Origin of the sequence: Pseudomonas sp. 8 R 14 (assembly GCF_900005955.1) — a bacterium.
GTDB lineage: Bacteria > Pseudomonadota > Gammaproteobacteria > Pseudomonadales > Pseudomonadaceae > Aquipseudomonas > Aquipseudomonas marginalis.
In genome coordinates, this window is sequence record NZ_CVTH01000087.1 from 376,522 (window position 1) to 399,623 (window position 23,102).

18 protein-coding genes and 2 pseudogenes are annotated in these 23,102 nt (G+C 62.6%); 12 read left to right on the forward strand and 8 right to left on the reverse strand.

What is annotated here, in order from left to right; all coding sequences use genetic code 11:
• Entirely contained in the window at positions 1-1,272 is a 1,272-nt protein-coding gene (glcF, locus tag BFQ01_RS27195) for a glycolate oxidase subunit GlcF (RefSeq protein ID WP_065927690.1), read from the forward strand.
• Positions 1,273-1,501: 229 nt separating this feature from the next.
• On the opposite strand, the gene BFQ01_RS27200 is transcribed toward glcF, so the two are convergent.
• From BFQ01_RS27200 to BFQ01_RS27215, 4 genes are all read right to left on the reverse strand, one after another.
• Positions 1,502-3,874 carry a hypothetical protein gene (locus tag BFQ01_RS27200; protein ID WP_065927691.1) on the reverse strand — a complete coding sequence of 791 codons (2,373 nt, stop codon included), beginning with the start codon at positions 3,872-3,874 and terminating at the stop codon, positions 1,502-1,504.
• Positions 3,875-3,935: 61 nt separating this feature from the next.
• Entirely contained in the window at positions 3,936-4,685 is a 750-nt protein-coding gene (locus tag BFQ01_RS27205) for an ABC transporter permease (RefSeq protein ID WP_065927692.1), read from the reverse strand.
• Between the two features lie 13 nt (positions 4,686-4,698).
• On the reverse strand, positions 4,699-5,700 hold the full coding sequence (locus tag BFQ01_RS27210) for an ABC transporter substrate-binding protein (protein WP_065927693.1): 1,002 nt from the start codon (positions 5,698-5,700) through the stop codon (positions 4,699-4,701).
• Positions 5,697-6,536, reverse strand: coding sequence for an ABC transporter ATP-binding protein (locus BFQ01_RS27215; RefSeq protein ID WP_065927694.1), 840 nt, complete (start codon positions 6,534-6,536; stop codon positions 5,697-5,699). The genes BFQ01_RS27210 and BFQ01_RS27215 overlap by 4 nt, the downstream gene beginning before the upstream one ends.
• Positions 6,537-6,672: 136 nt before the next feature.
• Between BFQ01_RS27215 and BFQ01_RS27220 the strand changes: the two genes are divergently transcribed.
• Entirely contained in the window at positions 6,673-7,416 is a 744-nt protein-coding gene (locus BFQ01_RS27220; RefSeq protein WP_065927695.1) for a GntR family transcriptional regulator, read from the forward strand.
• A gap of 52 nt (positions 7,417-7,468) precedes the next feature.
• On the opposite strand, the gene BFQ01_RS27225 is transcribed toward BFQ01_RS27220, so the two are convergent.
• Positions 7,469-9,277: an ABC transporter ATP-binding protein gene (locus BFQ01_RS27225; protein ID WP_065927696.1), complete on the reverse strand. Its 1,809-nt coding sequence runs from the start codon at positions 9,275-9,277 to the stop codon at positions 7,469-7,471.
• A gap of 223 nt (positions 9,278-9,500) precedes the next feature.
• Positions 9,501-10,394: a DMT family transporter gene (locus BFQ01_RS27230; RefSeq protein ID WP_065927697.1), complete on the reverse strand. Its 894-nt coding sequence runs from the start codon at positions 10,392-10,394 to the stop codon at positions 9,501-9,503.
• A gap of 156 nt (positions 10,395-10,550) precedes the next feature.
• Between BFQ01_RS27230 and BFQ01_RS27240 the strand changes: the two genes are divergently transcribed.
• A complete protein-coding gene (locus tag BFQ01_RS27240) occupies positions 10,551-11,132 on the forward strand; it encodes a helix-turn-helix domain-containing protein (RefSeq protein ID WP_065927699.1) in 582 nt (193 codons plus the stop codon).
• Positions 11,133-11,621: 489 nt separating this feature from the next.
• On the opposite strand, the gene BFQ01_RS27245 is transcribed toward BFQ01_RS27240, so the two are convergent.
• Positions 11,622-12,557: an AraC-like ligand-binding domain-containing protein gene (locus tag BFQ01_RS27245; protein ID WP_065927700.1), complete on the reverse strand. Its 936-nt coding sequence runs from the start codon at positions 12,555-12,557 to the stop codon at positions 11,622-11,624.
• Between the two features lie 241 nt (positions 12,558-12,798).
• Between BFQ01_RS27245 and BFQ01_RS27250 the strand changes: the two genes are divergently transcribed.
• The 9 genes and pseudogenes from BFQ01_RS27250 (at position 12,799) to BFQ01_RS27285 (ending at position 21,923) form a co-directional block, all read left to right on the forward strand.
• Positions 12,799-13,857 (forward strand): aliphatic aldoxime dehydratase, encoded by a 1,059-nt coding sequence (locus BFQ01_RS27250; RefSeq protein ID WP_065927701.1) that lies wholly within the window; start codon positions 12,799-12,801, stop codon positions 13,855-13,857.
• A 277-nt stretch (positions 13,858-14,134) separates the two neighbouring features.
• The gene (locus BFQ01_RS27255; protein WP_065927702.1) at positions 14,135-15,649 is read left to right on the forward strand and encodes an amidase; all 1,515 of its coding nucleotides are present in this window, start codon (positions 14,135-14,137) and stop codon (positions 15,647-15,649) included.
• Between the two features lie 84 nt (positions 15,650-15,733).
• Entirely contained in the window at positions 15,734-16,318 is a 585-nt protein-coding gene (gene nthA, locus BFQ01_RS27260; RefSeq protein ID WP_065927703.1) for a nitrile hydratase subunit alpha, read from the forward strand.
• A 40-nt stretch (positions 16,319-16,358) separates the two neighbouring features.
• On the forward strand, positions 16,359-17,021 hold the full coding sequence (gene nthB, locus BFQ01_RS27265; RefSeq protein WP_065927704.1) for a nitrile hydratase subunit beta: 663 nt from the start codon (positions 16,359-16,361) through the stop codon (positions 17,019-17,021).
• Positions 17,018-18,277, forward strand: coding sequence for a GTP-binding protein (locus BFQ01_RS27270; RefSeq protein WP_065927705.1), 1,260 nt, complete (start codon positions 17,018-17,020; stop codon positions 18,275-18,277). Before nthB ends, BFQ01_RS27270 begins: the two co-directional genes overlap by 4 nt.
• A 355-nt stretch (positions 18,278-18,632) precedes the next feature.
• Positions 18,633-19,295, forward strand: a pseudogene (locus BFQ01_RS33520) (PAS domain-containing protein); the annotation flags it as partial.
• A gap of 30 nt (positions 19,296-19,325) precedes the next feature.
• A pseudogene (locus BFQ01_RS33525) lies at positions 19,326-19,565 on the forward strand (methyl-accepting chemotaxis protein); the annotation flags it as partial.
• A gap of 95 nt (positions 19,566-19,660) precedes the next feature.
• On the forward strand, positions 19,661-21,301 hold the full coding sequence (locus BFQ01_RS27280) for an AMP-binding protein (protein ID WP_065927707.1): 1,641 nt from the start codon (positions 19,661-19,663) through the stop codon (positions 21,299-21,301).
• A 58-nt stretch (positions 21,302-21,359) separates the two neighbouring features.
• Positions 21,360-21,923 carry a TetR/AcrR family transcriptional regulator gene (locus tag BFQ01_RS27285; RefSeq protein WP_065927797.1) on the forward strand — a complete coding sequence of 188 codons (564 nt, stop codon included), beginning with the start codon at positions 21,360-21,362 and terminating at the stop codon, positions 21,921-21,923.
• Between the two features lie 86 nt (positions 21,924-22,009).
• Here the strand turns inward: BFQ01_RS27285 and BFQ01_RS27290 are convergent, their stop codons facing one another.
• The gene (locus BFQ01_RS27290) at positions 22,010-23,080 is read right to left on the reverse strand and encodes a protein-glutamate methylesterase/protein-glutamine glutaminase (protein ID WP_065927708.1); all 1,071 of its coding nucleotides are present in this window, start codon (positions 23,078-23,080) and stop codon (positions 22,010-22,012) included.
• Positions 23,081-23,102 lie beyond the last annotated feature (22 nt).

The following is a 23,102-nucleotide window of genomic DNA, read 5'->3' on the forward strand; positions in this document are numbered from 1 at the left end:
ATGCAGACCACCTTGAGCGAAGACGCCCGCCGACTGCCTCGCGCCGAAGAAGCCGAAAGCATCCTGCGTAGTTGCGTGCACTGCGGTTTTTGCAATGCCACCTGCCCGACCTATCAACTGCTGGGCGATGAACTGGATGGCCCGAGGGGGCGTATCTACCTGATCAAGCAGGTGCTCGAAGGCAATGAAGTCACGCGCAAGACCCAGGAGCATCTGGACCGTTGCCTGTCTTGCCGTAACTGCGAAACCACCTGCCCCTCCGGCGTCGACTATCACAACTTGCTCGACATCGGCCGGGCGGTGGTCGACGCGGCAGTGCAACGCCCGCTCAGTCAGCGTTTGCTGCGCGAAGGGTTGCGCAGCGTCGTTCCGAATCCCGCGCTGTTCAACCTGCTGATCGGCAGTGGCCAGCTATTTCGAGCTTTATTGCCCAACACCTTGCAGGCCAAGTTGCCTCGCCGCGTCTACCCGCCCAAACCGCGCCCGACCACGCGCCACGCCCGCCAGGTATTGATGCTTGAGGGCTGCGTGCAACCGCACCTGTCACCCAATACCAACGCCGCCACGGCGCGGGTGCTGGATCGCCTGGGGATCAGCGTCATATCCACCCCCGAGGCAGGCTGCTGCGGTGCCGTGGACTATCACCTTGACGCTCAGGCGATGGGCCTTGAGCGCGCCCGGCGCAACATCGATGCATGGTGGCCGAGCATTGAAAACGGGGTCGAGGCGATTGTGCAAACCGCCAGCGGCTGCGGTGCCTTTATCAAGGATTACGGCCACCTGCTCAGCACCGACCTGGCGTATGCCGACAAGGCGCAAAGGGTCAGTGCCCTGGCCAGGGACCTGGTTGAAGTGCTGCGTGGCGAGCCGCTGGATAAGCTCGGCGTACACAGCGACCAGCGCCTGGCGTTCCACTGCCCCTGCACCTTGCAGCACGCGCAAAAACTCGGCGGCGCCGTTGAAACCCTGCTGACAAGCCTGGGCTTCAACCTGACCGCGGTTCCCGACGGCCACCTGTGCTGCGGCTCGGCGGGCACCTATTCGCTGACCCAGCCCGAATTGTCGCGGCAACTGCGCGATAACAAGCTGAATGCGTTGGAAAGCGGCCACCCCGACGTCATCGTCACCGCCAATATTGGCTGCCAGTCCCACCTCGACGGCGCAGGACGCACCCCGGTCAGGCACTGGATCGAACTGGTCGAGGCCGCGTTGCCCTCACCAGGTACTGCAGAATCCTTGCGGCTGCACGCACCGAAGCCCACAGCAATCTAGCCGGGGCGCAATGCCTGGATTGAATCGGCCTCCTGTGGCGAGCGGGCTTGCCCCGCGTTGGGATGCGAAGCAGCCCCTGATGAAGACGAATGCGGTGTATCAGGCACGCCTCTGCGCCTGGTTTTGGGGCTGCTGCGCAGCCCAACGCGGGGCAAGCCCGCTCGCCACAACAAGCCCGCTCGCCACAGGGTTCTTTGCGCGCTCTCGAACGGGTTCGAACACGGCGGCCTTAAGCAAGCGTGAGGAACAGCGCCGAGGTCCAGACCCGGGACTGGTCGCGTTGACGCGCGCAGATGAACAACGGATGCTCGCGACCCGCTTGCAGATTGAGTGGTGCCAGCTCGATCTGCCCCTGCAGTTCACGGGGCAGCGCTTCGGCGGTGGTCCTTTCCAGGGAGACTTTCAGTTCAGCCCCGGGCAGCTCTTCGATCACCTGGGATTGCGCCAGCAGTTCTTCGCCGGACAGTTCGATCAGCACCGTCGGTGCATGCACGTAGGGCTGCGGTTCGGATGGATCGCCGACCTTGATGTAGTTGTCGATGCGGCTGCGGACCTGCAACCTCGCGCCGGCCAATTGCGACAGGTCGATTTCGATGCTGTCGGTGTCGCCGTTGGTGTCGGTGCGAAAGGCCAGGGTCGTGGCGTCCTTGCGCCATACGGTTTGCTCCGGATGATCGAGGCCCAGGGCGCGAAAACCATTGATGACCGCGCCCGTCACCCGGATTTCGCCGGTCCAGTACGCGCCGCGATAACGGTCCTTGATGCGTGCGCCGCCCAGGCGCAGCCGGATGCGTTGGGCGGAAAACCCCAGCTCCTGATGCAGGTTGCGCGACCAGATCAGTTTATCGCCGTCGAACAGGTCCACCTGCTCCCAGCCCGCCTCACCCAGCAATCGATAGTCCAGGGTGGCATTCGAATCGGCCGTGAAGACCTCGCCCATGAAATGCTGGCCCTGGCGCAGGCTGGCAAACGCACGCTCGCCCGTCGTGGCAAAGGTGCGACGGGCGCGAAGGGCCTTGCCGACACTCGAACGATCGAAAGACTCGGCAATCACACCGGTCAGCCCGCCGCGAGAGCCAAACACCGCCGTGGCCGGAACCCCGCCGCCGCAACGGCCTTGATGCTCATCACTGTTCGCCGCGGCGCCGACCCGATAGCCACGCTGAAGGGCTTCGGCGTAGACCCAATGGAACTGGCCCCAGGCAGAGCCGACTTCGATCAAGCGTTCCAGCTCCGGATGGTGCCAGTCGAGGTTGCAACGGCGCCCGCCGACATGGGGCATCATCAGGTGACCTTCCGGGTCTTTTGCATAGGCCGCGTACAATTCGTCCACCGGCCAGGCCCCCGGTTTGATGGTGCCCGCAGTGAACTCGTTCCACTCGAACGAGCGCACCAGGCGCCCTTGGTTATCGAACGGAAACTCGGGCTTGCGATCATGCAGGAACACCACGTTGCGGTCGCCGCCCGCGCAGGAGTTGCCGCACCACTCGGTGCCGGGGTAGCAGACGAAGCGGCCGGGCTCGTTGAGTTCGTGAATCAGCTTCACCGCCTGATCCCAGCGTTGCTCGGTGATATTGAAGTCGTTGGCGGTGTAGCCGAGCACATCGAGGCCGGCGACATCGCGGCCATAGCTGAGGTTGTAGAGCGTGTCGTTGGTGCCCACGGTGTCATCGGAGTGCACATGCAGGTCGGCGTACAGCGGGCGCAATGCGCTGCCGGCCGGGTCAACCGTGACAAACGCCTGGGCGCCACGCACGCCGGGCGCCTGCACCTCGGCGGACAAACGCCACTCGCCCACCGCCCCGAGGTCAAACCCCTCGAGCCGCACCGTCGACCACCCTTCATTGGCCAGGGTAAACGCTTGCTGGCGCTCGCCGCCTTCCGGATCAACCAGGGTCAGCACCCCGTTGAGCGGCAGGTTGCGGCACGTGTTGCCCCAGGCATCGTCGACCCGCAGCAGCACATTGAACGCCTCACCGGCGCTGATCAGGCGCGGCACAATCAGCTGCACACGCTGCGCCGGTCCCGGCACGATGTTCAGCAACGGATCGCCTGGCACCTCGGCAAATTTCGAGCTGCCCAAGGGGTCGATAAACAGCCGGAAACGGAAGTCTTTCTCGACGAAACTCTGCACCCGCGTGCCCGCCCCGCCCTGGCGACGGTCGCCCAGGCGAATAGTGATCTTGTCGCCGGGATTCAGGTAGCCGTCGATGATGTCGATGATGATCGCTTTCTGGAACGGCCGTTCGTGGCCCTTCTGGTCGAAGCGCACTTTCAGGTGCTGCACGGTGGCCTGGCTCTGCCCGGGGACCAACTCGCCCGCCTGGTACTCGGCGCTGACGTAGTTGGGACCGGCCGGGTTCGAGGTCTGGAACAGCGCCCAATCGGAGTAGAACTTGAACGCCAGTTTCAACCAGGCGCCATCCGCCAGGCCGCTGCCGCCGACCTCGTAGACCAGGGTGATTTCATCCCATTGCCCGGCAATCAGCGTGTCTCGGTCACAGTCGATGCTACCGAGGAACGGGCGTTTCTTGTTGCGCTCGTAGAGGCCTTGGGGGGCGATGTAATGCCCGGCTTCGCGGGGATCGAATACGTTACTCACATGACACCTCGTGCAGTGGTCCACTGAAGGTTTGAAAGGGTTCGAAAGCAAAGGACGATGCTTACTGCACGCGCCATTTCTGGTAGTGGCGCTCGATGCGCCGGAACACAAAACTCTCCATCAGCCAGGCAATCAGGCCGATCAGCACGATGCCCAGCAGCACCTGGCTGCTGTTGCCGATCTGCCCGCCGGTGGAGACCATCCAGCCGATGCCCTGGGAGGCGCCGATCATTTCTGCGGCGACCAGTGCCCGCCAGCCCTGGCTGAAACCGATGCGCAAGGCCGCCGTCACGAAGGGCAATGAGGCCGGCAGGTAAACGTGGGCCAGCAATTGCCAGGGGTTGGCGCCCAAGGTGCGCGCCGCGCGGACTTCGCCACCGCGAATGCTCTGTACGCCTTCCTGGATGGTCACCGCCATGGGGAACATCGCGGCAATGAAAATCACCAGCACAATGGAGACATAACCCAGGCCGAAAATGATCATGATCAGCGGCGCCCAGGCTATCGGCGGGATCGCCATGAACAGGCTGTTGAGCGGCGAGATGAAATCGCGAAAGCGCGAAGACAAGCCGCCGGCCGTGCCCAGCACGATCGCGACAAGCACCGCCGCACAGAAGCCGCCGACTTCCTCCAGGACGCTCGCCCTGAGGTGCTGCCACAGCGAACTGTCGCTGAGCCAACGCAGCGCTTCGCGCGCCACATCCCAGGGCTGCGGCAGGATGTAGGTGGGAAAGCGGCTGGCCAGGGCCATCCAGATCAACAGCAGGAATGGCAGCGAAGCCCATCCCCAATTCGGTTTTGGCAAGGACATGACAGGCTCAGACTCAGCGCGAGGCTTTTTCCAGGTAGGCGGTATCCACGATCTGCTCGGTCTTGAGCGTGGTGTCGATAAAGCCCAGGTCGTGGGAGTAATTCATCAGGCGCTGGATGAATTGGATATCCGCAGGCTGCAAGTCCGCCGACCAGCCCAATCGCGTGCGCGCCTGGGCGACGATGGCCTCCGGGGCAATGGTCTTGCCGTCAGGACCCTGGACCGCTTCAAGCTTGAACGCCTCGGCGATGATGCGATTCGACTCGTCGGGATGCTCGTTGAGGAACGCGATGGCCTTGCGGTGCGCACGCAGCAGCTTGACCACGTCGTCCGGTCGTTCCTGCAAGGTTTTGGGCAGCGCGATCACCACGTACCACGGGTAGTTCGGCAGTGCCTGGTTGACGTCGAGCAGAATCCGGCTCGACCCGCGCAGCAACGATTGGCTGACAAAGGGTTCCCAGGAAAACGCCGCGTCGACGATGCCGCGCTCCAGCGCCGCGTTCATGTTGCCGGGTGGCATGTCGATGATGTCCAGGTCCTTGTCCGGGTTGAGCCCGGCTTTTTCTTTCAGCACATAGCCGCGCAACAGCACGTCCATGCCACTGCCCTTCTTGACCCCGGCGAGCTTTTTGCCCTTGAGCTGCTCCAGGCTGTTGATCGGGCTTTTTGCATCGACAATCACCGCCGCCTGGCCGTAATTGACCTTGGCCAGAATCCGGCTTTGCAAACCTCGGGAAAACCATTGGTACACCGGCGGCGTGCCCACATAGGCCACGTCCAGCTCATTGGCGGCCAGCGCCTGCTGGATCACCGGGCCATCGCCCAAGGCCTTGAGGTCAACATTCAAGCCTTCCTCGCGGTAGTAACCCTGCTTGTCGGCGATCAGCGCCGGGGCGTTGGCCATGGCGAACACATACCCCACACGCAGGGGTTTCTCTTCAGCGGCCACGGCACCTGTGCTGCTTGCCAAGGCGGCAACAGACAAGGAAAGAGCAAGCAGCGAACGTTTTATCATGGGGTTAACTCGGGTTGGCGGGTGGGGTTAGCGATGGCTTCGGCCGCGCCCATGACCTGGGAAATGCGCTCCATCAGCTCATTGCGGTAATCGAGAAAGGCCGGCAGGCGACGGGTTTTCAGGTTGGAACGCGGGCGCGGCAAATGAATATCCAGTTCGCTATGGATACCGCCGGGGGCGATGTTGAGCACGATGACCCGGTCGGCCAGGAACACCGCTTCGTCGATGTCGTGGGTAATGAACAGCACCGTCTGACCCAGCTCGGCCCAGATCCGCAGCGTCTCTTCATTCATGCTGTTGCGGCTGATGGCGTCCAGCGCGGCGAAGGGTTCGTCCATCAGCAATACGCTGGGCTCCAATGCCAAGGTCCTGGCCAGGGAGACGCGCTGCTGCATGCCGCCCGACAACTGATGGGGCAAGCGCTGTGCCGCGTTCTCCAGGCCGACCAGGCGCAAATACTGCAACGCCTGGGCACGCTGTTGCGCCTCGCTGAGCTGCGCCGTCATCCGCAGGCCGAAACGCACGTTTTCCAGCGCGCTCAACCAGGGAAACAGCTGCGGCGCCTGAAACACATACCCCAACTCCGAGCGCTCAGGGCGCACGGCGGTCTGGTTGATGCTGATCCGGCCGCTCTGGGGTTGCTGAAAGCCCGACAACAGATTCAGCAGCGTGGTTTTCCCGCAGCCGGACGGCCCGAGGATCGCGACGAATTCGCCCGGCTTGGCGTTCAGGCTGAACGCGTTGAACACCCGATGGCCGTTGGGGTAGCTGAAACTGATGTGATCGACCGTCAGGGCGTCGGCTTGCGTTGGTGCGTAAGGCAAGGAGTCGGGCATGGCAAGTATCGTCAGGTCGTTTACAATGGGAATGCCTGACATAATACGTATTAATACAAGTTGTCCCAATAACCTATTTTTATAACCTTAGAAGTGAAGGCGCACCGCCCCACTCCGAGGCCCCTGGAAGCCGACCGTGTCCACGTCCATTCTGCGCGACAGCACCACCTCGCTCTACGAACAGATCGCCCATCGTTTGCTGGAAGAGATTCAGCGCGGCGATTTCGAACCCACCGGCAAACTGCCGTCAGAAGCCGAACTGGGCGAACGCTTTGGCGTGAGTCGCGTCACGGTGCGCCTGGCAGTGGGCAAGCTCAGCGACGACGGCGTGGTGGAGCGCAAGCAAGGCAAGGGCACGTTCGTCGCCGCGAAGCAGGTTCGGCATGGCCTGGATGCGTTGCGCAGTTTCCATGAAGCCTTGTTATTGCAAGGGCTCAAACCGAGCATGCAGGTGATCAGCCACACGCTGCAGCCCGTTCCGGAAGCCTTGAAGGAGTTGTTTGAAGGCGCCCACGATTGCCTGCTGCTGGAGCGCCTGCATTTCGTGGATGACGAACCTATCGCCCTGGGCCGCAGCCATCTACCGGCCGAGTTGGCCGGCGTGGTCTGGACGGACGTCGAGCATCAACCGATCTACTCGATCCTGGAGTCGATCACCGGCCAGGCCGTCACCCGTGCCGACCTGGCCATCCGTGCGCAAGCAGCCGATGCAAGCCTGGCCAGTGCCCTGCACGTCAAACGCGGTGCCGCATTGCTGGTGATGGAACGCAGCTCTTACTTTGCCGACGGCCGTTGCTGTGACCGCACCACCTTCTTTATCCGTCCGGAACGCTATGCGTTTGTCCTCAGCGGCGTATTCAAATCCAGCCCTGCCAAATAGCGATCTGTACAGGTCATTTGGAGGGATCGGCAGATACGCGGCGGTGGGTCTTCTAGCGATAGCCCCGCGCCTGAACGTCGAACAGCTCGGCATAACGTCCACCCGCAGCCATCAGCTGGTTATGGCTGCCCTCCTCCAGAATCTGCCCGCGTTCCAACACAATAATGTGATCCGCACTGCGCACACTGGAAAAACGGTGGGAAATCAGCAGGGTCATGCGGCCCCTGGCATGCTCACGGAAGTGCTCGAACACCGCCGCTTCAGCCCCGGCATCCAGCGCGGCAGTGGGTTCATCGAGGATCAGCAGATCGGCATCCTGACGCATGTACGCCCGCGACAAGGCCACTTTCTGCCACTGCCCCCCGGACAGTTCCTGGCCTCCAAACCAGCGTCCCAGCTGGGTTGAATAGGTATGGCTCAAGCGCTCGATAAATTCCGCCGCCACGCCTTGAGTGGCAGCGCTGCGCCAGCGTGCCTGGTCGTCCAGGGCCTCGACGTCCCCCACGCCGAGGTTTTCGCCGACACTCATCTGGTAGCGGATGTAGTCCTGGAAAATAACGCCGATGCGCTGGCGCAGGGTGTGTTCGTCCCACTCCTGCAGGTCGCTGCCATCCAGCAGGATGCGGCCTTCATCCGGGGTATACAGACGGGTCAGCAGTTTGATCAGGCTGGTCTTGCCGGAACCATTTTCACCCACCAGGGCCAGGCTTTTCCCCGGTGCCAGGTGCAGGCTGATATTGCGCAGCGCGGCGGATCCGGCGCCTGGGTAGGTGAACCCCACCTGCTCGCAGCGCAGGCCATCGCCAGGGCGCGCACCCTGGGTGAGCCGGCCATGTGGCGTGATCACGGGGGTTTCAAGGTATTCATACAGGTCCGAGAGGAACAGGCTGTCGTCGTACAGCCCGGCAATGGCGCTGAGGCTGGCGGTGATTGCGGCCTGCCCCTGCTTGAACAGCACGATGTACATGGTCATCTGGCCCAGGCTCGTCTGGCCACGCACGGTGTCGAGTACCACCCAGGCGTAGGCCAGGTAAAACGCTGCGGTGCCCAGCAGGCCCAATGCGAAGCCCCAGGCATCGCGGCGCAGCGTCAATTGGCGGTCCTCGGTATACAAACGCAGGGCGTTGTCGCGATAGCGCTGGAGGAACAGCGGTGCCAGGCCAAACAGCTTGACCTCCTTGGCATGGGACTCGTGGGAGAGCAACGATTCCAGGTAGTTCTGCCGGCGCGTCTCCGGTGCACGCCGGTGGAACAGGCGGAACGCATTGCCGGAGAAATGCGTCTCGGCGAAGAACACCGGCAACGCACCGACCACCAGAATCAACAGGGCCCACGGCGAAAAGTGCACCAGCAGGACTGCAAAGCTGACCAGCGAAATGAGGTTCTGCACCAACCCCAGTCCTTTGGTCACCAGGCTCAGCGGGCGCGTCGAAGCCCCCTGGCGCACGCGCACCAGCTTGTCGTAGAACTCGGCGTCTTCAAATTGCAGCAGCGAAAGGGTCTGGGCTTTCTCCAGGACCATCAGGTTGACCTTCACGCCCAGTTTCACCCGCAACAGCGACTGCTGCATCGACAGCGCCCGTTGCGCCGCCGCCAACAAAGCCAGCACCCCGGCCTCGGCCAGCACGTAGCGCATCACCGGCCACACGGGGGCCTGGCTGCCGGCCGCATGAACCTGCATGGCGTGGACCACGCCATCAACGATGCGCTGTCCAATCCAGGCGGCCAGTGCAGGCAGCAGTCCGGCGACAATCGTCGCCAGCAACAGCCCCGTGAACAGTGGCCGCGAGGTTTCCCACACCAGTCCCAGTGCCCTGCGCGCCTGGGTCGAAAACGCGCTCAATCGATTGAACAGCACCATGAATGGCACGGACTCCTTGAGGGGGGTGAAATCAGGCCGGACGGCCGAGAGCCATGGAGATGGGCAGTTCACTGCGCCACTCGCTCCCGGATCCAGGCGCGCCCCGGATTATGACAGGCCGTGACACCAGAACCACGCGTATTCCTCGACGTTCTTCCCAGGCGCGTCGTCGCCAGTGGTTGGCGTGACGTCTTTTGACTCGATGGCGGTTGGGCGCCCGACCTTACATCACGTCCTGACGCCCCGCGCGGCCCAGCGACCAGCCAAAGTTCATGCCCGCCGCCGCCAGCAGGATAGCGCCTGCGCCCATCACCTGCAGGGCGCTGAGGGGATGGGCGAAGGCTACCCAGTCGACCAGGATGGCGACAATCGGATAGATGAACGACAGCGCCCCGACCAGCGCCGTGGGGATTTTCTGGATGGCGCTGTACAGCAGGGTCGACATCAGCCCGGTATGGACCACGCCGATAATGATCAGGTAAGTCCAGGCGCCCTTGAGCGTTTCGCCCCCAGTGAAGTCCACGAACGGTGCCAGCACCAGCACGCCGACCACCATCTGGATCAGCACGATCAGGTGCGCGGGCAAATCCTTGAGACGCTTGGTGATCGCCGCCGCCACGGCATAGAAGAAGGCTGAAGCCAGGGCCAGGCAGACGCCCAGCACGTAGTCGGCACCGGTGGCCTGCCCACGGCCCTTGGCGGACACGATCAGCATCAGCCCGGCGAAGGCCAACAGCAGCCAGCCGACCTTGGCGATGCTGAGACGTTCGGCAAAAAACAGCACACCCAGGCCGACCAGCATGAACGGCTGAACGTGGTAGACCACCGTGGCAATGGCAATAGAGGAATGGGTGTAGGCACCGAACAGCAGCACCCAGTTGAGGACCAGCGCCACCCCGCCCAGGCACACCAGAAGGAATTGCCGGGCAGTGATCCGGGAGCGACGCAGCACCCCAAGCGCCAGGCACGCGCCCAGCATCGCCAGGGCGCCGAACAGGCAACGCCAGAACACCACCGCCTCCGGCCTCTGCCCCGACATGACGACGAACCAGCCGACTGTGCCGGAGATGACCATGGCCGAGATCATTTCGAGCGTCCCACGGGTTTGCGACTTCATCACTCACGGCTTCCTTGCTATCGACATCGCCATGGCCCAAGCCACCGTTCGCGGGGAAATAGGCTGGCAAATACAACTTTATAATGAACGTATGGCCGATATACTGAACATGGTGCCCAAGAGCGTCAACCCATTTAAGGATGGTTTATAAAACAAATGACCGATATAACGAACAACCTGCCGGGAAATAATCTGAGTCGAATCGATCTGCTGGCGCTGTCAATCAAGCGCGAGCGCCTGGCCGCCGGGCTTTCCTTGACCGAGCTGGCGAAGCGCGCCGGGGTAGCGAAGTCGACCTTGTCTCAATTGGAGTCGGGTATCGGTAACCCCAGCATCGAAACCTTGTGGTCGCTGGCGATGGCCATGGGCTTGCAAGTCACCCGGTTCTTCGAACAACCCCGGCAGGCCCTGCGGGTGATTCGCGCCAACGAGGGCATGACCGCCTATGCCGAGACGGCCCATTACGCAGCGACCCTGCTTGCCGATTGCCCGGCCGGCGTACAGCGCGACATCTACCGACTCAAGGTGCAGCCCGGCGAAGTTCGTTTGTCTCAGCCTCACCCGCAGGGCACCGTAGAGCATGTGGTGCTGTGCAGTGGCAGTGCACGTATCGGCCCGGCGAGTGGCCCGGTGTTGCTCAACGCCGGCGACTACATCAGCTACCTGGCGAATGTGCCGCATGTGTTCGAGGCACTTGAGGCGGACACCACGGCGGTGATGGTGATCGAGCATTCCTGAGGTGGGAGCACCCTGACGCCTGTCAAATCCGTAGCTGCCGAGCCCTGGCGAGGCGGCGTCGGCCGCGACTCGGGCTTGAATCGGCAGCGCGCCTGACGCAGCCTCGCTTGCGCTCGGCAGCTGCTACGGGGGGCCTTGATGGGGTTGGTATTCGTAGCAGCTGTCGAGCCCCGGCGAGGCTGCGTTGGCCGCGACTCGGGCTTGAATCGGCAGTGCGCCCAACGCAGCCTCGCTTGCGCTCGGCAGCTGCTACGGGCCTTGATGGGGTTGGTATTCGTAGCAGCTGTCGAGCCCCGGCGAGGCTGCGTTGGCCGCGACTCGGGCTTGAATCGGCAGTGCGCCCAACGCAGCCTCGCTTGCGCTCGGCAGCTGCTACGGGGGGCAAGTCCGTGAGGTGGGCAGGGGGATCGCTAGCAACTTAACCCTTTTTATCTCGTCAATTTTATCGAGCAGGACGCTAATAACCCCCGCCTTTTTTTTGGGGCCCCGTCAGTTGCGCGTCAAGAGCGTGTGCGGCGCAACCCCAAACGCCTTGCGAAAAGCATGACTGAAGTGGGAGAAATCGGAAAAACCGAAGTCCAGTGCGGCTTGGGAAACGCTGCGCACCTGGCCGCACTCGATAGCCGCGCGACTGGCATTCAGCCGTTCTTTCCAGATCTCCGCGACCGGGCTTTTCTGATGACGGGCGAATGCACGGGTCACCGTGCGGGTGGACACGTGGTGGGCTTGGGCGATCAGTTCGATCGACAGTTCTCGCTCGCTCAGGTGGTGCTGGATGTAGGTCATTATCCGCGCATAAAGATCCAGCTCCTGATGAGTCGTCTTCAGGTCCTGGAGTTCCAGGCTGATCACGAGCAGGTCGATTATCGTGTTGGAGTAACGATTGCAAATGCCTCCATCCTCCAGAAGCACGGGAGTGTTCGCCATCTGGCGCAGCATCTCGCGCAGCGGCACCACGCCAGGGCGGCGGTCATCCAGCACCATTGCGGTGCATTCCGCCACACGCGGCAACCGCTCAGTCAGCAACTGTCGAGGGATGCGCATCAAGTGGTTTTCGCTCCCCCCCAGGCTGAATCGGAACGGCCGGGTTGCGTCATAAAGGAACAAATTACCCGCACCCAGTGTGGCCTTGCGCCCCTCTTGCTCAAGTTCGCCATACCCATTGAGGGTGAAGCCCAGCCACAGGTCGTCTGCGGGGCCACTGCGTAAATGCCGCTCGGAACGGACCCAATGGTGCAGCGGGGACGACAGCCTGGAGACATCCAACGCCCCTACGCCGGAGACCTGGAGCGTTCCGTTGAAATCGCTCTGGGTCGAGGGTTTGCTGTCAGCCATAAGACAATGGCGACACACCACTTCTTTCCAGTAATCGAAGCGACGCGGTTGCGAAACGGCAAGGGTGGAATAGTGATTGTTCTGAGCCATGGCACTCACCTTAATGCAACGACTTGAAGCAGCGACACGCTGCCGGTCGATCTTGGAAAGCAAAATTCAGACCACGCCCAGCCCCCTTTATCGCGCCTGAGCCCTGGCATCGGGCATCTGTCTTTTCCAACCAAACGGTTGTCCTGGCGAACAAAGCGAGGCGGTTCGTACCTGCCTGACTATGACCTCACAGCCTGTCCAGCCCGCTACGCCTGAACCTGAAAAAAACAAGGAGCCGCCCATGGAATCTGCGATCGACAAACACTTTAGATGCCCACGGACGTTGTCCCGCCGGGTGCCCGAGGACTACCAGCCGCCCTTCCCTATGTGGGTCGGCCGCGCTGGCGAACAATTGAAGCAGGTAGCGATGGCTTACCTGGGCGTGCAGTTTCGCGGTGAGGCGCAGCGTGAGCGTGCCCTTAAGGCCATGCGCGACATCGTTGGCAGCTTCAGCCTGCCCGACGGCCCGCAGACCCACGACTTGACCCATCACACGGACAACAGTGGCTACGACAACCTGATGATCGTCGGCTACTGGAAGGACGCCGCAGCCTATTGCCGCTGGCTGCGATCACCGCCCGTCAATGACTGGTGGGCATCGCCGGATCGCCTGAACGACGGCCTGGGTTATTTTCGCGAAATCACCGCGCCGCGTGCCGAGCAGTTCGAAACCCTCTATGCGTTCCAGACGCAGTTGCCGGGGGTGGGCGCGATCATGGACACCACCAGCGGCGAGATCGAAGAGCACGGTTACTGGGGCTCGATGCGCGATCGTTTCCCGGCGTCCCAGACCGACTGGATGAGCCCCACGGGCGAACTGAAGGTGGTGCAGGGAGACCCGGCCAAAGGTGGCCGTGTCATCGTCATGGGCCATGACAACATCGCGCTGATTCGCTCCGGCCAGGATTGGGCTGACGCCGAGGCTGACGAGCGTTCACTGTACCTCGACGAAATCTTGCCGACATTGCAGGACGGCATGGATTTCCTGCGCGATAACGGAGCCCCCCTGGGCTGCTACAGCAATCGATTCGTGCGCAATATCGACCTCGACGGCAACTTCCTCGACATGAGCTACAACATCGGCCACTGGCGCTCGGTCGAGAAACTGGAACGCTGGGCGGAATCCCATCCCACCCACCTGCGCATCTTTGTCACCTTCTTCCGCGTGGCGGCCGGCCTGGTGAAGTTGCGGCTGTACCACGAAGTGTCGGTCTCGGACGCCAGGAGCCAGCTGTTCGAGTACATCAACTGCCACCCGCAGACCGGCATGTTGCGTGATGCAGGTGTCGCGCAAAGCTGACACCCGGCACCGCCCCATTCGTCCCGATTATTTTTTGGCCCTCATCTCTAGCGCATGGGGTCGGGGCCACTTTTTGACAGGCATCTGACCATGAAGTGGCACCGGGCTGAGCTGTCCTGTTCAGCCAAGCGAGTGTCCTGTTCAACCAAGCCGCAGTGGCAAAAGAGGCCTAATTTGTTCTCCATTACGACCCGGAACGATCCGACCCCGAAAGTGCTGGAAGTGTTTGAACAGCCTCAAGTCTTCCCGCCGATCATCGATGAAATCAAGGAAAATCATGGCCATTATTCGACCCACGCTTGATCAACTGCAGGACCTCGCCACCCAGTTGCACATGCAGCTGACGCCGGAGCAGGCTGCGCAGTACCTGGACCTGATGCAACCGAGTTTCGACGCGTACGACCTGGTCGATGAGCTGCCTGATTTCGTTCCGCCCGTACGCTACGAACGCAGTTCGGGCTATCGACCCTCGGACAAGGAAAACCCGTTGAACGCCTGGTACTACCGGGCTGAAGTGAACGGGGCCCGGGAGGGCCTGCTGGCCGGCAAAACCGTCGCGCTGAAAGACAACATCGCCCTGGCAGGCGTGCCGCTCATGAACGGCGCCGCGCCCCTGGCCGGTTTCGTGCCTTCATTCGACGCCACCGTGGTCACGCGCCTGCTGGATGCCGGGGCAACGATCCTGGGCAAGGCCACCTGTGAGCATTACTGTTTGTCCGGCGGCAGTCACACCTCAGACCCTGCCCCCGTGCACAACCCCCATCGTCACGGTTACGCCGCCGGTGGATCTTCCTCGGGCAGTGCGGCGTTGGTCGCGGCCGGAGAGGTGGACATGGCCGTTGGCGGTGATCAAGGCGGGTCCATCCGAATCCCGTCGTCCTTCTGCGGCACCTACGGCATGAAGCCGACCCACGGCCTGGTGCCCTACTCCGGGGTCATGGCGATTGAAGCCACGATCGACCATGTCGGGCCCATTACCGCCAACGTGCGCGACAACGCGCTGATGCTGCAAGCCATGGCCGGCGCGGATGGGCTTGACCCGCGCCAGGCTGCGCCGCAAGTCGACGACTATCACAGCTACCTGTCGAGGGGCGTGCGCGGGCTCAAAATCGGTGTGTTGCAAGAGGGCTTCGCACTGGCCAACCAGGACCCTCGCGTCGCCGAGAAAGTGCGTGACGCCATCGCCCGTCTCGAGGCGTTGGGCGCACAGGTCGAGGCGGTGTCCGTTCCCGAGCACAACCTGGCGGGCTCGTTGTGGCACCCCATCGGCTGCGAAGGCTTGACCATGCAGATGATGCATGGCAACGGCGCGGGCTTTAACTGGAAAGGCCTCTACGATGTCGGCCTGCTGGACAAACAGGTCGGCTGGCGCGAGCAGGCCGACCAATTGTCCGCGTCGCTCAAGCTGTGCATGTTCGTCGGCCAATACGGGCTGAACCACTACAACGGACGTTATTACGCCAAGGCGCAAAACCTCGCGCGCTTCGCCCGGCAGGGCTATGACAAGGCGCTGCAGACCTACGACCTGCTGGTGATGCCGACTACGCCGATCATTGCCCAACCTCACCCACCGGCGGATTGCTCGATCACTGAGTACGTGGCGCGCGCGCTGGAAATGATCGGCAACACCGCGCCACAGGACATCACCGGGCATCCCGCCCTGTCGATTCCGTGCGGGCGGGTAGACGGCCTGCCCGTCGGGCTGATGCTGGTCGCCAGACACTATGCCGAAGGCACCCTTTACCAGGCTGCGGCGGCGTTTGAAGCATCCGTGGACTGGCGCACGCTCTGAGCCGTCTACGGGCGCCGCCGGCGCCCGTAGAACAATAAGAAATCCAATGACTTTACCACCGTGTTGACTGATAGGAGTGACCCCATGAATACAGCGACTTCAACGCCCGGCGAAAGAGCCTGGGCATTGTTTCAAGTCCTCAAGAGCAAGGAACTCATCCCGGAGGGCTATGTCGAGCAGCTCACGCAATTGATGGAGCACGGCTGGAGCCCCGAGAACGGCGCCCGTGTGGTGGCCAAGGCATGGGTCGATCCGCAGTTCCGGGCACTGTTGCTCAAGGACGGCACCGCGGCCTGCGCCCAGTTCGGCTACACCGGCCCCCAGGGCGAATACATCGTCGCCCTGGAGGATACGCCGACGCTGAAGAACGTGATCGTCTGCAGCCTGTGCTCCTGCACCAACTGGCCGGTCCTCGGCCTGCCACCGGAGTGGTACAAGGGTTTCGAGTTCCGCGCACGCCTGGTCCGGGAGGGGCGCACGGTACTGCGCGAGCTGGGGACGGAGTTGCCCCGGGACATGGTGGTCAAGGTCTGGGACACCAGCGCCGAAAGCCGCTACCTGGTCGTGCCGGTCAGGCCTGAAGGCTCAGCACACATGAGCGAAGAGCAGCTTCGAACGCTGGTGACCAAAGACGTGCTGATCGGCGTCGCCCTGCCCCGCGTGGGCTGAAAACAACACCTCATCATCGTTCACTCCCGGAGTTTTGATTATGGATGGCTTTCACGATCTCGGCGGTTTCCAAGGCTTTGGAAAAGTCCCTCACACCATCAACAGCCTGAGCTACAAACAGGTGTTCAAGCAGGACTGGGAGCATCTGGCCTACAGCTTGATGTTCATCGGTGCCGACCACTTGAAAAAGTTCAGCGTGGACGAAGTGCGTCACGCCGTCGAACGCCTGGATGTGCGCCAGCATGTCGGCACCCAGTACTACGAACGCTACGTCATCGCGACCGCCACCCTGCTGGTCGAAACCGGCGTGATCACCCAGGCGGAGCTTGATCAGGCCTTGGGCTCCCACTTCAAGCTGGCGAATCCCGCCCATGCCGAGGGCCGCCCGGCGATCACGGGGCGGCCGCCCTTCGAGGTGGGGGATCGGGTGGTGGTGCGAGACGAATATGTGGCTGGGCACATCCGCATGCCCGCCTACGTGCGCGGCAAGGAAGGCGTGGTCCTGCACCGCACGTCAGAGAAATGGCCGTTCCCCGACGCGATTGGGCATGGCGATGTAAGCGCCGCCCATCAACCCACCTACCACGTCGAGTTTTCCGTGAAAGACCTGTGGGGGGATGCGGCCGATGAGGGTTTTGTGGTGGTCGACCTGTTCGAAAGCTACCTGGACAATGCCGCCGGCGCGCACGCGGTGAACCCATGACAGACGGCGCCCAGGCAAGCCGACTGCCGGTGACGGTCCTTTCGGGCTTCCTCGGCGCCGGCAAAACCACCCTGCTCAACCACATCCTGCGCAATCGCGAAGGCCTGCGCGTGGCCGTCATCGTCAATGACATGAGCGAAGTCAATATCGATGCCGAAGAGGTGCAGCGCGATGTCGCGCTGCACCGTGGTCGCGATGAGTTGATCGAGATGAGCAACGGTTGTATCTGCTGCACCCTGCGCGCCGATTTGCTCGAGCAGATCAGTATGCTCGCACGCCAACAGCGTTTCGATTACCTGCTGATTGAATCCACGGGGATCTCCGAGCCGATGCCGGTCGCGGAGACGTTCGCCTTCCTTGACGCTGATGGCTTCAGCCTCAGCGAACTGGCGCGCCTGGACACCTTGGTGACGGTGGTCGATGGCAGTCGCTTCCAGGAACTGCTCGAATCGCCGGACACCGTTGATCGCGACGACGCCACGCCAGACGCACCCAAGCGCCACCTGGCCGATCTGCTGATCGAACAGGTGGAGTACGCCAACGTCATTCTCGTCAACAAGCTGGACCTCATCGATGCCGCGCAGTACCAGGCCGTGCAGGCGATCCTCACAGGGCTTAACCCGACGGCGCGGATCATGCCGATGGCCCACGGTAACATCCCATCAGCCAGCCTCCTCGGCACCCATCTGTTTGATTTACCCAGCCTCGCGGCGTCGCCGGGCTGGATGCGGAAAATGGAAGCGACCGACGCGCCGTTGTCCGAATCGGACACCTATGGCGTGACGTCCTGGGTGTACCGTGAGCGCGCGCCTTTCCACCCGCAACGGTTGCTCGACTTTCTCCAGCAGCCCTGGTGCAACGGGCGGTTGCTGCGCAGCAAAGGTTACTTCTGGCTCGCCAGCCGCCACCTGGAAACCGGCCTGCTGGTGCAAAGCGGCAAGCGGTTCCAGTGGGACTATGTCGGGCGCTGGTGGAACTTCATCGAGCCGTCGCAATGGCCCCGGGACGAATACCGGCTGCGGGGCATCAGGGCCAAATGGGACAGCGTGGTCGGCGACTGCCGGCAGGAGTTGGTGTTTATCGGCCAGGGACTCGACACCGACGCGTTACAGCGCGAGCTCGACCACTGCCTGCTGAGCGCGCCGGAAATCGCCGCCGGCCCACTGGCCTGGCAAGCGCTGCCAGGGGCGACAGCCTTTGACCAACAGGCCCTTGCCCGCATACCCACACAGCCCATGGCGATTGACCCCATTTGATCCGAGATAGAGGTGCCCCATGCTCTTTTTCAGCCGAACCAGCCGCTGGGTATTGGCTCCGCTTGCCGACAGACTGGATGAGCCTGACCAGGCGAGTACACCGCTGTCGTCGAGCAACCCGTTATTGCGTCGCATCCTGGCGGGCGTAGAGACATTGCTACAAGAGCGGCGAGCCCTGAAAGCACAGACACACGCGCTGGCATTGGAAGCCACCCAACTGGCCGAGCACCTGGCCCGCCGCGACGCGCTTTTACAGGAGCAGGAGGCGCGCTGGGCACTTATCGCTCAAGGCGCAGGTGACCTGTTTTGGGAACTGCAACCGGCAGGTGTTGCTGCACCCGCACCGGAGTGGGCCATGAGGTGGACAGGGTCCGCGTCGATCCCGACCCAAGGTATTGATCAACTTGGCCGCTGGAACGAGCACCTGCACGCGACGGACCGGCAACGCCTTCTCGACGCGCTGGCCCGGCACCTGAGTGATCGCAGCGGGCGAACGCCCTTTGCGCTGGACGTACGCATGGCCCTTGCATCAGACGGTGACTATCGTTGGCGCAGGATCAGCGGTGTGGCGCGCCGGGATGCGCAAGGCGTACCGGTCGCCATCGGCGGAAGCCTGCGTGACATTCATGAACAGCGCCTGCACGAAGAGTCACTCGAACTGGCGGCCACACGCTTCGAGATTTCCCGTGAAATGCTCCATGACGGGCTCTGGGACATAGAGGTGGTGGCGGGTGATCCGGCGAACCCGAACAACACCATCTGGTGGTCTTCGCAAATGCGGCGACTGCTGGGGTACACCACGGTTGAGGAATTTCCCAACACATTGGAAAGCTGGACCTCACGCTTGCATCCAGACGACAGCGCACGGGCAATCGCGGCGTTTGTCGCCCACGTCGAAGACCGCAGCGGAAAAACACCCTTTGATGTCGATTATCGGCTCAAGCACAGCAGTGGCAATTACCGCTGGTTTCGCGGCCGTGGGCAAACGCGACGCGCAGAGGACGGTTCCCCGCAAAGAGTGGTGGGCGCCATCACCGATATCCATGCCCACCATGAAGAAAACAGCATGCGTGAGGCTCAGGAACACCAGCACCGAGTAATGCAGGAGACCCTGCGCAAGCTGACGCACATTGTCGCCACCATCCAGGGCATCGCCAGCCAGACTAACCTGTTGGCCTTGAACGCCGCCATTGAAGCCGCCCGCGCTGGCGAAGCCGGACGCGGGTTCGCGGTGGTCGCCGATGAAGTTCGCAAGCTGGCGACCCGCACCAGCCAGGCGACCCAGCAAGCGGCCGACATGATGGACAGCTAGCGCCACGGGCCGAGTCGTGAGCAGCGCAACTATTGGCCGTACAAACCCAACAATAAGAACCAGGTGTCGTTATGCGTGATTATCAAGCTGTGGCCACATCCTTCAATTACCAGCAGACCGCCGAACTGGCTTTGCAAGGCGACCTGACTGCCCTGAACGCCTGCGTCGAATGCTGCGACCGGCACGCCCACGACGACGCCGTGGCGTTGTATTGCGAAGCGCAGGATGGCAGCGCCGCCCAATACACATTCAGCCAATTGCAGGCCAGCGCCGCCCGCTTCGGCCATTTTTTGCGCGAGCAAGGGGTAAAACCGGGCGACCGCGTTGCCGGCCTGATGCCGCGCACGGTTGAACTGCTGATTGCCATCTTGGGGACCTGGCGGGTGGGCGCGGTCTATCAACCGCTCTTCACCGCATTCGGTCCCAAGGCGATCGAGCAACGATTGGGCTGCTCCAACGCGCGCTGGATCGTGACGGATGCGCAGAACCGTCCCAAGCTGGATGAGATCGGCAACTGCCCAAGCGTGATCGTAACCGGCGAGGGCCCGCAGAACCCCGGCGACTACCCGTTCTGGAGCATCCTGGACGGCCAAGACGTCGAGTGCGAACCGGTACTGCTGGACGCCAGCGCGCCATTCCTGCTGATGTGCACATCGGGTACCACGGGGCCGGCCAAGCCTCTGGAAGTGCCGTTGCGCGCCATTCTCGCCTTCAAGGGTTATATGCGCGACTCCATTGGCCTGCAGCAGGACGACCGGTTCTGGAACCTGGCCGATCCCGGCTGGGCCTATGGCCTGTATTACGCGGTGACCGGCCCGCTGGCCTGTGGTCATGCCACGCTGTTCTACAACGGCCCTTTCACGGTGGAAAGTACCTGCCGAGTCATTGCCAAGTACGCCATCAGCAATCTGGCCGGCTCCCCAACGGCCTATCGCCTGCTGATCGCCGAGGGGGCAGCGTTCGCCGACGCCGTGCGCGGCCGCCTGCGTGCCGTCAGCAGTGCCGGCGAGCCGCTCAACCCACACGTGATCCGCTGGTTTGCCGAGCAGCTCGGCGTGACCATTCACGATCATTACGGTCAGACGGAAATCGGCATGGTGTTGTGCAATCACCATGGTTTGCGTCACCCGGTCCGTGAGGGCTCGGCGGGTTATGCGGTGCCCGGCTACCGCATCGTCGTGCTGGACGAGGCGCATCGGGAATTGCCAGCGGGTCAGCCGGGCGTCCTGGCGGTGGATCGCGAGCGCTCGCCCCTGTGCTGGTTCGATGGCTACCTGGGTATGCCCACCCGGGCCTTTGTGGGGCGCTATTACCTGAGCGGCGACAGTGTGGAGCTGAATGACGACGGCAGTATCAGCTTCGTCGGCCGCAATGATGATGTGATCACGACGTCCGGCTACCGCGTCGGGCCGTTCGACGTCGAGAGCGCGCTGATCGAACACCCCGCGGTGATCGAAGCGGCGGTGATCGGCAAACCTGACCCGCAACGCACCGAGCTGATCAAAGCCTTTGTCGTGCTCGACAGCCAGTACCAGCCCAGCGCCGAGCTGGCCGAAGTACTGCGCCTGCATGTACGGCAGCGCCTGGCTGCCCATGCCTATCCCCGGGAAGTGGAGTTCGTCGAGCAACTCCCCAAGACCCCCAGCGGCAAGTTGCAGCGCTTTATCCTGCGCAATCAGGAAATTGCCCGGCAGCAGGCGCCCGGGACATGAACGCGTGGCCGGTGTGCCGGAGCGCCAGGCGTGTGCGCAATCCGAGGCACGGCGTGTGCTGAACCGATCAGACTTCCAGCGCAAAGCCTCGGAGTTATTCAAGGAGCGCAGTTTCAACCAGGTCAGCATGCGTGAACTCGCCGCGCATGTCGGTATAAGCCCGGGGGCGATCTATCACCATGTGGAAAGCAAAGAGGCGCTGCTTTACGAACTGCTGATGGAGCTGTATCAAACCCTGTTGTCCCAGGTGCACGGCATCAAGAATCGCGGATTGGCACCCGATCAACGCCTGGCCCAACTGATCGACTGTCACCTTCAATTGCATGAACACATGACCGGACACTTCAAGCTGGCGGTCATGGACGCCAATTGCCTGGGCGACTCGATGCAGGCAAGCGTCCAGCAACTGCGGCGTGCCTATGAGTCGGAAATAATGGATCTGATCGGCCAGGCAGGCCATCCACCGGGCGGGCCGTTGCGCGAGGGTGCGCTCACGGCCATTTTGCCCATGCTGAACAGTCTACCCACCTGGTTAAGCCCGATGCTCGATAACGCTCAACGTCGAACCATTACGAAGACCATTGCCTGTGCGGTGTTACAGGCTATTGATTCCCTGCCCTGAGCCCACCATGCCCCATACTGAAACGCCAGCCGGGCCCGGAACGGATTGCCGGAACGCCTCATCAATCAGCACAGAACCCCGAACCGTCAGCGGCGCTGATGCATGGAGTGCAGAATCGCCGCCGATATCTGCTCAAGGGGCAACTCACGCTCCACGGCCCCCAGTTTGAACGCCTCCTTGGGCATGCCATACACCACGCAGGACTCTTCGTCCTGGCCCAGGGTGCGGGCGCCGTTGTCGTGCATTTCCTTCAGGCCCCGGGCGCCGTCGTCGCCCATCCCCGTCATGATGATCCCCAGCGCGTTACTCCCGGCACTGCGGGCCACCGAACGAAACAGTACATCAACGGAAGGTCGATGCCGGCTGACCGGTGGTCCGTCGACAATTTCCACCTGGTATTGGGCACCGCTGCGCTTGAGCACCATGTGCCGACCACCAGGGGCAATCAGCGCACAACCGGGGATAACCCGGTCACCGTTCTTCGCCTCCCTGACCTCGATCTCGCACAATCGATTGAGGCGCTCGGCAAACGCGGCGGTGAAGTGTTCGGGCATGTGCTGCACGATGACGATGCCCGGGCAGACCCTGGGCAAGGCGGTCAATACCAATTCCAGGGCTTGGGTGCCGCCCGTGGACGTACCAATGGCGACAATGTTCTCGGTGGTGCGCGCCATTGCCTGGGCGCCCGCCGGCAATATGACGTCAGCCGTCAGCCTGGCGGGAGCGCGCTCGCTGGAAGGCACCATGCGTTTCATATTGGCCCGCGCGGCGGCCTTGACGGCCCCCGCCAATTCATCGGCACTCTCGGTCAGAAACTGGCGCAGGTTGAGTTGTGGCTTGGTCACAATGCTGACCGCGCCGGCCGCCAGCGCCTGCATGGTGGTGGCCGCACCCTTTTCGGTCAGCGTGGAGCAGATGACCACGGGCGTGGGATGTTCGGCCATCAACTTCTTGAGGAACGTGATGCCATCCATCCGTGGCATCTCCACGTCCAACACAATCACATCCGGCCATTGCTTGTTCATTTTGTCCATGGCGAACACCGGGTCTGCCGCCGCGCCGATAACCTCGATAGCGGGGTCTTGCCCCAGGGTCGCCGTCAGCACCTGACGCACCACGGCGGAATCATCAATGATCAGCACTTTGATAAGGCTCATGTCGCACGCTCTCCATGAGGGC

Excerpts from the sequence above, each read along its gene's own strand:
- glcF (WP_065927690.1), top strand. The coding sequence starts at position 1 with ATGCAGACCACCTTGAGCGAAGACGCCCGCCGACTGCCTCGCGCCGAA.
- BFQ01_RS27205 (WP_065927692.1), bottom strand. The coding sequence starts at position 4,685 with ATGTCCTTGCCAAAACCGAATTGGGGATGGGCTTCGCTGCCATTCCTG.
- BFQ01_RS27210 (WP_065927693.1), bottom strand. The coding sequence starts at position 5,700 with ATGATAAAACGTTCGCTGCTTGCTCTTTCCTTGTCTGTTGCCGCCTTG.
- BFQ01_RS27215 (WP_065927694.1), bottom strand. The coding sequence starts at position 6,536 with ATGCCCGACTCCTTGCCTTACGCACCAACGCAAGCCGACGCCCTGACG.
- BFQ01_RS27225 (WP_065927696.1), bottom strand. The coding sequence starts at position 9,277 with ATGGTGCTGTTCAATCGATTGAGCGCGTTTTCGACCCAGGCGCGCAGG.
- BFQ01_RS27230 (WP_065927697.1), bottom strand. The coding sequence starts at position 10,394 with ATGAAGTCGCAAACCCGTGGGACGCTCGAAATGATCTCGGCCATGGTC.
- BFQ01_RS27240 (WP_065927699.1), top strand. The coding sequence starts at position 10,551 with ATGACCGATATAACGAACAACCTGCCGGGAAATAATCTGAGTCGAATC.
- BFQ01_RS27245 (WP_065927700.1), bottom strand. The coding sequence starts at position 12,557 with ATGGCTCAGAACAATCACTATTCCACCCTTGCCGTTTCGCAACCGCGT.
- BFQ01_RS27250 (WP_065927701.1), top strand. The coding sequence starts at position 12,799 with ATGGAATCTGCGATCGACAAACACTTTAGATGCCCACGGACGTTGTCC.
- BFQ01_RS27255 (WP_065927702.1), top strand. The coding sequence starts at position 14,135 with ATGGCCATTATTCGACCCACGCTTGATCAACTGCAGGACCTCGCCACC.
- nthA (WP_065927703.1), top strand. The coding sequence starts at position 15,734 with ATGAATACAGCGACTTCAACGCCCGGCGAAAGAGCCTGGGCATTGTTT.
- nthB (WP_065927704.1), top strand. The coding sequence starts at position 16,359 with ATGGATGGCTTTCACGATCTCGGCGGTTTCCAAGGCTTTGGAAAAGTC.
- BFQ01_RS27270 (WP_065927705.1), top strand. The coding sequence starts at position 17,018 with ATGACAGACGGCGCCCAGGCAAGCCGACTGCCGGTGACGGTCCTTTCG.
- BFQ01_RS27280 (WP_065927707.1), top strand. The coding sequence starts at position 19,661 with ATGCGTGATTATCAAGCTGTGGCCACATCCTTCAATTACCAGCAGACC.
- BFQ01_RS27290 (WP_065927708.1), bottom strand. The coding sequence starts at position 23,080 with ATGAGCCTTATCAAAGTGCTGATCATTGATGATTCCGCCGTGGTGCGT.